Genomic DNA, 13,060 nt, shown 5'->3' with positions numbered 1-13,060 from the left:
TCGCTCTTTTGGTCAAGTCCTCGACTGATTAGTACCGGTCCGCTCCAAAGCTCACGCTTCTTCCACTCCCGGCCTATCTACCTCATCGTCTCTGAGGTGTCTTACTTTCTTGAAGAAATGGGAAATCTCATCTTGAGGGGGGCTTCGCACTTAGATGCTTTCAGCGCTTATCCCGTCCGCACATAGCTACCCAGCGATGCCTTTGGCAAGACAACTGGTACACCAGCGGTGCGTCCATCCCGGTCCTCTCGTACTAAGGACAGCTCCTCTCAAATTTCCTGCGCCCACGACGGATAGGGACCGAACTGTCTCACGACGTTCTGAACCCAGCTCGCGTGCCGCTTTAATGGGCGAACAGCCCAACCCTTGGGACCGACTTCAGCCCCAGGATGCGACGAGCCGACATCGAGGTGCCAAACCTCCCCGTCGATGTGAACTCTTGGGGGAGATAAGCCTGTTATCCCCAGGGTAGCTTTTATCCGTTGAGTGATGGCCCTTCCATGCGGTACCACCAGATCACTAAGCCCTACTTTCGTACCTGCTCGAGTTGTCTCTCTCGCAGTCAAGCTCCCTTTTACCTTTACACTCTGCGAATGATTTCCAACCATTCTGAGGGAACCTTTGGGCGCCTCCGTTACACTTTAGGAGGCGACCGCCCCAGTCAAACTGCCCGTCAAACACTGTCCTCGGTCTGGATCACAGGCCTGAGTTAGAGCATCCGTCAAGCAAGGGTAGTATCCCAACAGCGCCTCAGATAAGACTGGCGTCCTATCTTCTCAGGCTCCTACCTATCCTGTACATGCTTGACAGATACCCAATATTAAACTGCAGTAAAGCTCCATGGGGTCTTTCCGTCCTGTCGCGGGTAACCCGCATCTTCACGGGTATTATAATTTCACCGAGTCTCTCGTTGAGACAGTGCCCAAATCATTACACCTTTCGTGCAGGTCGGAACTTACCCGACAAGGAATTTCGCTACCTTAGGACCGTTATAGTTACGGCCGCCGTTTACTGGGGCTTCAATTCAAACCTTCGCTTGCGCTAAGCTCTCCTCTTAACCTTCCAGCACCGGGCAGGTGTCAGCACCTATACTTCATCTTACGATTTTGCAGATGCCTGTGTTTTTGATAAACAGTTGCTTGGGCCTTTTCACTGCGGCTGATCTTGCGACCAGCGCCCCTTCTCCCGAAGTTACGGGGCCATTTTGCCGAGTTCCTTAACGAGAGTTCTCTCGCTCACCTGAGGATACTCTCCTCGACTACCTGTGTCGGTTTGCGGTACGGGTGCACCGTCTCTGGCTAGAAGCTTTTCTCGGCAGTGTGACGTCGCAGCCTTCGCTACTTTAATTTCGCTCCTCATCACGCCTTGTCCTTATGAAAGCAAGCATTTGACTCGCTCTCAGACTTGACGCTTGAACGTGGTATCCAGCACCACGCGCTGCTAGCCTCCTGCGTCCCTCCATCGCTCATAACGATTCGGTGCAGTACAGGAATCTCAACCTGTTGTCCATCGACTACGCCTCTCGGCCTCGCCTTAGGTCCCGACTTACCCTGGGCGGACGAGCCTGCCCCAGGAAACCTTAGTCTTGCGGCGGACAGGATTCTCACCTGTCTTTCGTTACTCATACCGGCATTCTCACTTCTAGAAGCTCCACATGTCCTCTCGGTCATGCTTCACCGCCGCTAGAACGCTCTCCTACCACGTGCTTGCGCACATCCACAGTTTCGGTATCATGCTTAGCCCCGGTAAATTTTCGGCGCGGCGTCACTCGACTAGTGAGCTATTACGCACTCTTTGAATGATGGCTGCTTCTGAGCCAACGTCCTAGTTGTCTGCGCAACTCCACATCCTTTTCCACTTAGCATGAATTTTGGGACCTTAACTGGTGATCTGGGCTGTTTCCCTTTCGACTACGGATCTTATCACTCGCAGTCTGACTCCCGCACATAAATGTCTGGAATTCGCAGTTTATCTGAATTCAGTAACCCTTGACGGGCCCCTAGTCCAAACAGAGCTCTACCTCCAGCATCCTCTTTGCGAGGCTAGCCCTAAAGCTATTTCGGAGAGAACCAGCTATCTCCAAGTTCGTTTGGAATTTCACCGCTACCCACAACTCATCCCCGCAATTTTCAACTTACGTGGGTTCGGTCCTCCAGCGCGTTTTACCGCGCCTTCAACCTGGTCATGGGTAGGTCACTTGGTTTCGGGTCTGCGTCAGCCAACTGCTCGCCCTCTTCAGACTCGCTTTCGCTGCGGCTCCGTCTTTTCTGACTTAACCTTGCTGACTAACGCAACTCGCCGGTTCATTCTACAAAAGGCACGCCATTACCCCTTAACGGGCTTTGACTACTTGTAGGCACACGGTTTCAGGTTCTCTTTCACTCCCCTCCCGGGGTTCTTTTCACCTTTCCCTCACGGTACTGGTTCACTATCGGTCACTGGTTAGTATTTAGCCTTGCGAGATGGTCCTCGCGGATTCAAACGGGATTTCACGTGTCCCGCCCTACTCAGGATACTGATAGGCCTTCTTTGGATTTCGCTTACGGGGCTCTCACCCTCTCTGGCGCGTCTTCCCAAACGCTTCTGCTATCCTCTGAAGTGCCATGTCTCAGTCCTACAACCCCGGCAGATAAATCTGCCGGTTTGGGCTCTTTCCTGTTCGCTCGCCGCTACTTGGGAAATCGATATTTCTTTCTCTTCCTGCAGCTACTTAGATGTTTCAGTTCACTGCGTGTTCCTTTCTTGTGCTATGTATTCACACAAGAATAGCATGTCTGCACATGCTGGGTTCCCCCATTCGGAGACCTCCGGATCAAAGCCTACTTACGGCTCCCCGAAGACTTTCGCGGTTAGTCGCGTCCTTCATCGGCTTCCAGTGCCAAGGCATTCACCGTGCGCCCTTCTTCACTTGACCTTGCAAGTTTGTTCTTTCGAACTCTCTCGGTCGCTTTGCAATGTTTTCATTGATCTCAATGATTCTCGGTTTTTTCTTGGAATTAAGATATTCAGTTTTCAACGTACAAACTTGGCCTTGCGGCCAATGGAGGCAAACGGGATCGAACCGATGACCTCCTGCTTGCAAAGCAGGTGCTCTCCCAGCTGAGCTATGCCCCCGTAAATATCAACTTTTAAGATGTTACTCCATCTTGGCCGAAATGTAAAGACTTTTCTTCGCATTTCAATGGGCCTGGATGGACTTGAACCATCGACCTCACGCTTATCAAGCGTGCGCTCTAACCAGCTGAGCTACAGGCCCAAGTTCTTATTGTTGGTACTCTCAAAACTGAACAAAGTTTCTTTTGCAGTGTGCTTCCGTAACTGATGGATTTCTCTTAGCATTTCTGCTCTCCATCCATCTGTTTTCCTTAGAAAGGAGGTGATCCAGCCGCAGGTTCTCCTACGGCTACCTTGTTACGACTTCACCCCAGTCATCTGCCCTGCCTTAGGCGGCTGACTCCAAAATGGTTATCCCACCGACTTTGGGCATTGCAGACTTCCATGGTGTGACGGGCGGTGTGTACAAGGCCCGGGAACGTATTCACCGCGGCGTGCTGATCCGCGATTACTAGCGATTCCAGCTTCGTGCAGGCGAGTTGCAGCCTGCAGTCCGAACTGAGAACAGCTTTAAGAGATCCGCTTGCCCTCGCGGGTTCGCTTCTCGTTGTACTGCCCATTGTAGCACGTGTGTAGCCCAGGTCATAAGGGGCATGATGACTTGACGTCATCCCCACCTTCCTCCGGTTTGTCACCGGCAGTCTCTCTAGAGTGCCCAACTTAATGATGGCAACTAAAGACAAGGGTTGCGCTCGTTGCGGGACTTAACCCAACATCTCACGACACGAGCTGACGACAGCCATGCACCACCTGTCACTGCGTCCCCGAAGGGAAAGACTTATCTCTAAGTTTGTCACAGGATGTCAAGACCTGGTAAGGTTCTTCGCGTTGCTTCGAATTAAACCACATGCTCCACCGCTTGTGCGGGCCCCCGTCAATTCCTTTGAGTTTCAACCTTGCGGTCGTACTCCCCAGGCGGAGCGCTTAATGCGTTTGCTGCGGCACTGAGAACCGGAAAGTCCCCAACACCTAGCGCTCATCGTTTACGGCATGGACTACCAGGGTATCTAATCCTGTTCGCTACCCATGCTTTCGAGCCTCAGCGTCAGTTGCAGACCAGAGAGCCGCCTTCGCCACTGGTGTTCTTCCATATATCTACGCATTCCACCGCTACACATGGAGTTCCACTCTCCTCTTCTGCACTCAAGAATGACAGTTTCCGATGCAGTTCCACGGTTGAGCCGTGGGCTTTCACATCAGACTTATCATTCCGCCTGCGCTCGCTTTACGCCCAATAAATCCGGACAACGCTTGCCACCTACGTATTACCGCGGCTGCTGGCACGTAGTTAGCCGTGACTTTCTGGTTGATTACCGTCAAATAAAGACCAGTTACTGCCTCTATCCTTCTTCACCAACAACAGAGCTTTACGATCCGAAAACCTTCTTCACTCACGCGGCGTTGCTCCATCAGACTTGCGTCCATTGTGGAAGATTCCCTACTGCTGCCTCCCGTAGGAGTTTGGGCCGTGTCTCAGTCCCAATGTGGCCGATCAGTCTCTCAACTCGGCTACGCATCATTGCCTTGGTAGGCCTTTACCCCACCAACTAGCTAATGCGCCGCGGGCTCATCCTAAAGTGACAGCTAAAAGCCGCCTTTCAAACTTGAATCATGCGATTCATGTTGTTATCCGGTATTAGCACCTGTTTCCAAGTGGTATCCCAGTCTTTAGGGCAGATTGCCCACGTGTTACTCACCCATCCGCCGCTAGCGTCCAACAAATCATCCCGAAGGAATCTTTGAATTCAGCTCGCTCGACTTGCATGTATTAGGCACGCCGCCAGCGTTCGTCCTGAGCCAGGATCAAACTCTCAATTTGAAAATTGAGCCTTTTTAATCTGCTCCAGATTATTTGCTTGCGAATTGACTTCGCTTATTTGTTTGGATCAAACAATGTTTGACCCGCACACTGCGAAACTTTGTTCAGTTTTCAAAGTACCAACTTGCGTCAAGTGACGCAACGTTTTATATCTTACTCGCTTGTCGACTTCTTGTCAACAAGTTTTCGATATTTATTGTCTTCAATTGCTTTTCATTAAGAAAGCGCTTCGCGTTTTGCTTGAAGACATTTACTACTTTACCCCCATTTGTTAATTTCGTCAATCTTTATTTTCAATTTTCTGCTAATTTTTCTCTATTTTCATTCCTACTCTTCGCTAATCTATTCTTGCCTTGCTGTTTATTTATCATCTATTTTCTAGGTCTAGCCCAGCTTGTAAAAGTGATGTTATTCACTATTTTTGCTTTTTTCTGCGCTTTCAGCATTCTACTCCGACACAGATGTAAGCATTTACATAACTCGAATTCATTGAAATTTATAGCCTTTTTTGCCTTGACAAAGAAAACAAAGAGACTATCATGTTAGGTGAAAAGGTTCACAAAAAAGCAGAACCTCAGAAAAAATGTAGTAGTTTTTATGGAGAGAAAAAATGGTTGATGTAAAGAAAACACAGACCGCTGTTGAAACAGGCAAGGAATTGTCTGCAGAAGAAAAAATGGAAGAAGCCAAGCGTTATACCGGTGAATTAGTTAACAAAGCCCTGGTTGCTGAAGAAGCCTACTCGACTTACAGCCAGGAGCAAGTTGACAAGATCGTGGCTGCCATGGCTCTGGCCGGCAGTGAAGCCTCCCTTGAGCTTGCTCACGAGGCAGTAGATGAAACCGGCCGCGGCGTGGTAGAAGATAAGGATACCAAGAACCGCTTCGCTACCGAAAATGTCTACAACTCAATCAAACACGACAAGACCGTTGGCATTATCGAAAGAAACCAGGTTGAAGGCTATATCAAAGTTGCTGCTCCTCTAGGCGTTTTAGCCGGGATCGTGCCAACCACCAACCCAACTTCAACGACCATGTTCAAGATTTTGGTAGCCCTAAAGACCAGAAACGCGATCATCTTCTCCTTCCACCCAAAGGCGCAGAAATGTTCAATCCATGCTGCCCAGATCTTGTATGACGCGGCAGTAAAGGCTGGTGCCCCAAAGAACATCATTCAGTGGATCGACAAGGCCAGCCTGGAAAACACCACCGCCTTGATCCGCAACCCAAAGATCGCTTCTATTTTGGCAACTGGTGGTCCCGGCATGGTGCACGCAGCGCTGCAGTCTGGCAATCCGTCAATGGGGGTCGGTGCCGGTAACGGTGCTGTTTACGTTGACCACACCGCCTTTTTGGACCGGTCTGTTGAAGACATCCTTTTATCCAAACGCTTTGACAACAGCATGGTTTGCGCGACTGAAAACTCAGCCGTAGTTGAAGCACCAATCTACGATAAGTGGCTGCAAATGATGCAGGACAAAGGTGCCTACCTGCTTCCAAAAAAGGACTACCAAAAGCTGGCCGACTTCGTCTTCAATGACAAGCACGGGGTCAATGGTCCGGTTGCCGGAATGAGCGCCCGCTGGATCTGCGAACACGCCGGCATCACCCTGCCTGAAGGCAAGGATGTCATCCTATTTGAACTGGATCCAAAGAACATTGGTGAAAAACTTTCATCCGAAAAGCTCTCCCCGCTTCTGTCAGTTTACAAGGCCAAGGACCGGGAAGACGGGATCAAAATCGTCAAAGCCCTGCTCGACTACCAAGGTGCCGGCCACAATGCCGCCATTCAAATTGGCTCCCAAGACGACCCATTCATCGATGAATACGGCAAGGCAGTCCAAGCTTCCAGAGTCCTGGTCAACCAGCCAGATGCTTTAGGCGGGATCGGTGACATTTACACTGATGCCCTGCGGCCGAGCTTGACCTTGGGGACTGGGTCGTGGGGGAAGAACTCCCTGTCTCACAACCTGTCAACCAGCGACCTTTTGAACATCAAGACCATTGCCAAGCGGCGCAACCGGCCGCAATGGATCCGCCTGCCAGAGAAGATTTTTTACGAAAAAGACTCCATTACCTACCTCTCAGATGAAAATGAGCAGGAAATCAACCGGGCCTTTATCGTCGCAGACCCAGGCATGGTCAAGTTTCACTTCGTTGACAAGATCTATGAGCAATTAGCCTTAAGAGATAATCACGTCGACACGGCAATCTACAGTGAAGTATTGCCTGACCCGCCGCTGAGCCAAGCGATCAAGATTGCCAAGAAGATGAAGAAGTTTGAGCCCGACACCATTATCGCCATCGGCGGCGGCAGCGCCCTGGACGTCTCCAAGATTGCCCGCTACATCTACGAATACAGCCTGGACCAAGAAGAAGGCTGGCTGGACAACTATGACAATGTGAGCGAGCTCTTTAAGGAACTGCAGCAAAAATTTGTCGACATCAGAAAGCGGATCGTCAAGTTCAAGCATGAGACCCGGACCAGCTTGATCTGCATCCCAACCACTTCAGGGACCGGATCAGAAGTCACCCCATATGCCGTCATTACCGACGACAAGCAGCATGTCAAGTACCCGCTGACTGACTACGAACTGACCCCGCAAGTCGCCATCGTTGACCCGGCCTTTGTCATGACCGTGCCAAAGCATACCGTGGCTTTCTCCGGCTTTGACTGCCTCTCCCACTCTTTGGAAAGCTACGTCTCTGTTGCCGCCAGCGACTTCACCCGGCCATGGTCGCTCAAAGCCATCCAGCTGATCATGAACAACCTGGAAGCTTCTTACAAGTATGATCCAAAGCACCCGACTTATGAAGGCGAAAAAGCCCGGGAAAACATGCACTACGCGGCAACCTTAGCCGGGATGGCTTTTGCCAACGCCTTCTTAGGCCTTAACCACTCTATCGCCCACAAGCTGGGCGGGGCCTTTGGTTTCCCGCATGGCCTCTGCATCTCGATTTCCATGCTGCCGGTCATCAAGTTCAACGGAGCCAGCGGCAATGTCAAGCGGACCCCATACCCAAGATATGAAGTTTACCGGGCCCAAAAAGACTACGCTGATATCGCCCGCAGCTTAGGCCTGCCAGGCAAGAATGACGCTGAACTGGTTGATTCTCTTTGCAAGCGGATCCGGGAACTGATGAAGGCCTGCGACATTCAGCCCTCCCTGTCAGCCAACGGGGTCAGCAAGGAAGCCTTCGACGCTGCCTTGCCAGCCATGATCGACCGGGTCTACGATGACCAGTGCACGGTACAGAACCCGCGCCAGCCAAGCATGGCTGAAATCAAGCAGCTGCTGATCAGCATGTATTAAAAATTCCTTCCCTAGATTTTCTAAAATTTTAGTCATCTGTAATACACCAAAACAAGTCCTGTTTGAGTTCATCAAGCAGGACTTGTTTTTGTAAAAGGAGTTTTCAGTTATTATTGCTTGTCCTTGGCAGCCAGCCAGTATGGCAAGGCCACGAAGACGATACCGCCAACCATGTTGCCCAGGGTTACCCAGAGCAGGTTGTAGAACATGCCGCCAGCTGAAATGGCGCCTGCCCCTTGCACTGGAGCCAGCAAGGCAACGATGAAAGTCGTCATATTGGCCACGCTGTGTTCAAAGCCAGTTGAAAAGAAGGCTAAAAGGCACCAGAAGATCATGATCAGCTTAGCTGAGTCGCTCTTGGTCTGGAAACCTGACCAAACAGCCAGGCAGACCAAGATGTTACAGAGAATACCCCGCAAGAAAAGCTGGCCAGCTGGCGCTGCCATTTTAGCGGCTGCCGCCTTGGTAAAGACAGTTGCCGTAACTGGCAAATCCAAGCCAGACTTGACAAACATCCAAGCCAAGATGCCAGCCCCCAGCAGGTTGCCCAGCCAGCAAAGCAGCCACAAGAGAGCCGCCTGGCTCAGCTTGACCTTCTTTTCCAGCAGACCGGCACTCATTACAAAGTTGTTGCCAGTAAAAAGCTCAGCCCCGGGAATTACCACCAGACTCAAGGCAACCCCGAAGATCAACCCCTTGATCAAGTTGGCAAAGGGGCTTGTCCCTAATTGTCCCCCAACCGTAAAAGCCAGCAGGATCCCAAAGCCGATGTACATCCCTGCCAAAACGGAAAGTAGGACATAGCCAGCTGGATTATTCTTGAGCAGGTTAAATTTCTTTTGTGCCGCGCCCGCAGCTGCGGCAAATGATTCCTTGTACATTATGTTACCTCTTATTCTTTTGCATGAAAGCACTTAATTCCTGTAAATCATTATATCCTTTTCTTCGACTTATGTAAACGCTTTTTTGATATAAATCAAATATTTCTCTAGTCAGAAATATTCTTTACGGGAATAGCGGCGAGTAGAAGCCACAAAAGAAAAAAGCTCAATCCTTGCAGTTATGCAGGATTGAGCTTTTTCTTACAAATTGACAATGAACCAGTCAACCACCTTATTCCAGAAGAGATTCCACTTATATGAGACCAGTTCCCAGCCGTGCAGGCGGTTGTCGTAATAGACCTTTTCCCCGTCCGGGCTGGTGATGACAAGGTCCTTGAAGGCCCCGTCATAAACATCATCCGCGATGTTGCGCTGGCTTTGGCCAAAGCCACCAAAAGCACTTTCCAAAGCTACCCCGCCGGCTGCCTGCGCCTTGATCTGCCGCTGGCAGAGCTTTTTGCCATTAACCGTTAAAGTCAGGCTGCTCCCCTTAACAATCAGTTCAGCTTTGACGTCACCTGGATCCTGGATCTGGATTTCCGGCACGTACTCTTTCGCCCCCTCTTTAACGCTCTTGGCCTTCTGCCGCTTCTTTTTAAAAGCCTTGAGCTTGTATAAAGAAGCCGTGGTGCTGTTTTGGGCAAAGCGGCCGCGGACATTCAGTTCTGAGCTTAAAGCTGCCCGCTTGTCTTCGGGCACGGAAACCGGTTTATCATCCTCCAGCTTGAACATGTCAACCTTATACAGGGTCGTAATTGCCCCGTCCTGCTTTTGCCGCAGGTAGAGAATATTGTTTTCTAAAGACAGTGACAGGTAGCTGGAAAAATTGTGCTTGCCTGAAGCTGTCCCCTGGGTTTTCAAATAGACCGTCTGCTGGCCGATCTTATTGCCCAATAATTCGCAGTTCAGCTTGCAGTCGCCAACTTTTGCCTTTTTCAAAGTCAAAAGACCGTTGCTTTCCGATTCTGAAGTCAAGGCAATCAAATTCTGCTTGAATTCCGCCGCTCCCTTGACCAGCTGCCACTTCTTATAGCGGCGCTGGCTGCCCTTGACGAACTTGATCTGCTTCTGCTCTTTGGCTGGCAGGTCGTCTTTAATCCGCATCAAAAGGTGGTTGGTATACCACCAGGCCTGAGGCTCAAGACGCGTCAGGTCATAGGGCGAGGATTTCCGGGTATTATAGGAAAAGCCTTCCCGGTTGACGTTCAGCTTGAACATTTTTTCCAGACTGGCCGCGTTGGCACTTGAAACATTGGCGTTGTCCCCGTAGCGGCTGGTATTGGAGTGCATGATGCAGTAAAGATCCGGCACTTCTCCCACCTGCTCTTTATAAATCCGGTCCATCAGCTGGTAGTCACGCTTGATCCGCTTACGCATCTCTTTAGTAGTCTCTACCGGCATCCCGTCCTTGTCTCTGATATAGTCCATCAGATAGTGGTTGTAATTCCGGCCGATATACTGGTTGATCTCGACAAACTCCCTTGAGTCCAGCTGGCCCAAAAAGCGGTGATAGCGGTCATAACAGTTGATATAAGACAGGCGGTAGCCGTTGGTCCCCAGTTCCCAGAAGCCTTCTTTTTGTAACTTTTTCAAGTCCTTGGCCGAGATGAATTTCTGATCGTCACGCTGAAATTTTTCCGCGTAGGTTAAAATCGTCGCCTTGTAGTTCAATTTTTCCAGCAATTTTTCCGTAAAAAGAACCGTATCCTTTCTCCCGTCTTCAAACAAGAGAAAAAGGGCTTTTTTAGGCAGGGGCTTGCCCCGGTAATAATAGTCTTCCACGTCTTTTTGGCTGATTGTCACATAGCCCAGCCGCTTTAAAGCTGTCAGCTCTTCTTCCAGTCTTTTTAAGGAAATCAAGCTGTCGCTGCCTTCCCGGTCAACCCCAAAGTAGGCCAGGGAAATAAAGCCATGGTCCTGCCCGTCAACAACTTCAGGATCATTTTTGCTATAGGGCTGGTAGCTTTTGAAAACGAAAAGGGCCTTGACCACCATGACCGCTAAAACAATCAAGCTGATCCATTCCAAAATTGATCTGACTAATTTGACCACATCCTTCTTGGTCTGCAGCCAGGGCCGGCGCTTATTCTTTTTCATTTGCACCACCCTCCATCTTCGCTTGCCGTTTTAGCTTCCGCTGGTCCTTTTTCTCCTGGGCCGCCACATCACTTGGCGTCTGCCGGGTCCCCCAAGTCGACTTCCAGAAGGTAACCCAGGCAATCGGCATCTGCCAGAGCAAGACCAGCTCGTAATAAATGCAGAAGAGGAAGCCAAAGGTCCAGGTCGTGCTCTTTCTCAAGAAGAGCTGGGCAAAAGACATCATCAAGCTCATCAATAGAAGGCCGACCAAAAATGTCCGCGGGAAAATATGCTGGGTCAATGGTACGTAAAGCAAGTTATAAACCACCACAACCGGGGCCATGATCGGCACGATCAAGCCGATATAAAAATTGATGGCCGCGTAAGGCTCCTTGCGCCACATAAAGCGGCCGGCCATCAAAGATTCTCTCAGCCAGGACCGCTTCCAGCGCATCTGCTGCTTTAAAAAGACCCGGTGCTTGCGGGGCACGATCGTCGAGCAGACAGCCGTATCCTGGTAGCAGCAGCGGTGGTGGTTAAGAATAAAGTTGGTCATGGCCCGGTCATCGCCAAAAGTAGCCTTGTGGCCCAAGAAGCGCTGGTTGATCCAGCGGTCCTTGTACTTCATCACGAGTTCGCGCCGGTAGCAGGACAAGGGCCCGCTCAAGCAGGTTACCGCGTCAAAGACCCCTTCAGCTGCCTTCATGATCCGGAAGGCAATGTAGTAGCGGACCGACTGCATTTCGGTCAAGGCATTGGTGTAAGTATTAGCCACGTCACATCTGCCCGCGCAGCCGCCCATCTTCGGGTCCTGAAAGGGCTGGACTATATTGCGGACGGCATCTGGTTCTAAAAAGGAGTCAGAGTCGACAAACATGACCAGGTCAGTGTCAGTCTGCTCCACCCCCCGGACCAGGGCCGCCCTTTTGCCAGCGTTTTTCTCCTGGACAAAAAGCTTCACCCGGTCATTTACCCGGTAACGGTCCCCTTCCTTGTCGTTCAGCCTCTCTAGCAGCTCATGAATTTTAGCCACTGACTGGTCACTTGAACAGTCGTCAACGACATAGACCTTCAGCTTGTCGACCGGATAGGCCTGGTCCAGGCAGGACAAAATCGTCCGCGGAATCCATTTCTCTTCATTAAAACAGGGAATCACGATCGTCACCGAGGGGGTAAAATCAGGATTGATCGGGACCGGCCGGTAGAGGCTGCCAAAAAGGTAACGGGTCAGCAAAAAAGCAGCCGCGATCAAGGAATAGCTGTACAAGATCGCGTTGTATTTGAAGTAGATGACTGATTCTGCCCGCATCAAAACCACGCAAAGGCTGACAAAAGCCAGGAGGATTGCCGCGCAAAGCAATAAATAGCGGTCCTTATGCCGGTCCATGTAGCTGGGCAGGGTCTGGGAAAATTCAATCCCCACTGCCTGGCTGGAGTCGACGCCGCGGACGACTTGCCCGCTGATCCTAAAGCGCATTTCGTGGCCTTCCGGCATGCTGCCGGCCGGAACCTTGAAGTTGAGGTGGACGTTTTTCGCCTCTTTTAAGAGGTCATAGTCGTCTTCTACCGCCAGAAGCATCCCCGTATCCGAAATATCCCGGCACTCCCCGGTCACCTTAAAAGGCCGGCCCTTGCTCTCCGCCTTGACTTTAACTGGGAAACGGCTGATATAGCGGACCCCTAAGGCATGTTCTTTTATCAGGGTCGTCAAGTCTTCATCATTAGTATACTTGCCCCGGCGGTCAAGATTGGTCCGCTGGCCCAGGGGGTCAGGAACGTGCGGCAATAGACGCCGGTCGCTTTTTTCTTTTAAGAGGACTTCCTCCTCTTTTTCTTGGCCCTTGGCCATCTTGC

4 protein-coding genes, 2 tRNA genes and 2 rRNA genes are annotated in these 13,060 nt (G+C 50.8%); 1 reads left to right on the top strand and 7 read right to left on the bottom strand.

What is annotated here, in order from left to right:
• Positions 1–8 precede the first annotated feature (8 nt).
• The 4 genes from ACYVUU_RS04550 to ACYVUU_RS04535 form a co-directional block, all read right to left on the bottom strand.
• Positions 9–2,914, bottom strand: a 23S ribosomal RNA gene (locus ACYVUU_RS04550).
• 127 nt (positions 2,915–3,041) lie between these two features.
• Positions 3,042–3,114 (bottom strand) — tRNA-Ala (locus tag ACYVUU_RS04545).
• Between the two features lie 68 nt (positions 3,115–3,182).
• Positions 3,183–3,256, bottom strand: a tRNA-Ile gene (locus tag ACYVUU_RS04540).
• 113 nt (positions 3,257–3,369) lie between these two features.
• Positions 3,370–4,933 (bottom strand): 16S ribosomal RNA (locus tag ACYVUU_RS04535).
• Together the 16S and 23S rRNA genes with 2 tRNA genes alongside form the textbook arrangement of a ribosomal RNA operon.
• 610 nt (positions 4,934–5,543) lie before the next feature.
• Between ACYVUU_RS04535 and adhE the strand changes: the two genes are divergently transcribed.
• The gene (gene adhE, locus ACYVUU_RS04530) at positions 5,544–8,246 is read left to right on the top strand and encodes a bifunctional acetaldehyde-CoA/alcohol dehydrogenase (protein ID WP_484500091.1); all 2,703 of its coding nucleotides are present in this window, start codon (positions 5,544–5,546) and stop codon (positions 8,244–8,246) included.
• Between the two features lie 110 nt (positions 8,247–8,356).
• On the opposite strand, the gene ACYVUU_RS04525 is transcribed toward adhE, so the two are convergent.
• The 3 genes from ACYVUU_RS04525 to ACYVUU_RS04515 form a co-directional block, all read right to left on the bottom strand.
• Positions 8,357–9,127, bottom strand: a complete 771-nt coding sequence (locus ACYVUU_RS04525) for a formate/nitrite transporter family protein (protein ID WP_439775495.1) — start codon at positions 9,125–9,127, stop codon at positions 8,357–8,359.
• A 201-nt stretch (positions 9,128–9,328) separates the two neighbouring features.
• The gene (locus ACYVUU_RS04520) at positions 9,329–11,224 is read right to left on the bottom strand and encodes a hypothetical protein (RefSeq protein ID WP_484500090.1); all 1,896 of its coding nucleotides are present in this window, start codon (positions 11,222–11,224) and stop codon (positions 9,329–9,331) included.
• A complete protein-coding gene (locus ACYVUU_RS04515) occupies positions 11,211–13,055 on the bottom strand; it encodes a glycosyltransferase (protein WP_484500089.1) in 1,845 nt (614 codons plus the stop codon). The genes ACYVUU_RS04520 and ACYVUU_RS04515 overlap by 14 nt, the downstream gene beginning before the upstream one ends.
• Between the last annotated feature and the right edge of the window lie 5 nt (positions 13,056–13,060).

This window comes from Lactobacillus sp. WILCCON 0058 (genome assembly GCF_057198005.1).
Note: the sequence above shows the minus strand (reverse complement) of the source record. Positions and strands in the feature narration are given on the sequence as shown.

Excerpts from the sequence above, each read along its gene's own strand:
- adhE (WP_484500091.1), top strand. The coding sequence starts at position 5,544 with ATGGTTGATGTAAAGAAAACACAGACCGCTGTTGAAACAGGCAAGGAA.
- ACYVUU_RS04525 (WP_439775495.1), bottom strand. The coding sequence starts at position 9,127 with ATGTACAAGGAATCATTTGCCGCAGCTGCGGGCGCGGCACAAAAGAAA.
- ACYVUU_RS04520 (WP_484500090.1), bottom strand. The coding sequence starts at position 11,224 with ATGAAAAAGAATAAGCGCCGGCCCTGGCTGCAGACCAAGAAGGATGTG.
- ACYVUU_RS04515 (WP_484500089.1), bottom strand. The coding sequence starts at position 13,055 with ATGGCCAAGGGCCAAGAAAAAGAGGAGGAAGTCCTCTTAAAAGAAAAA.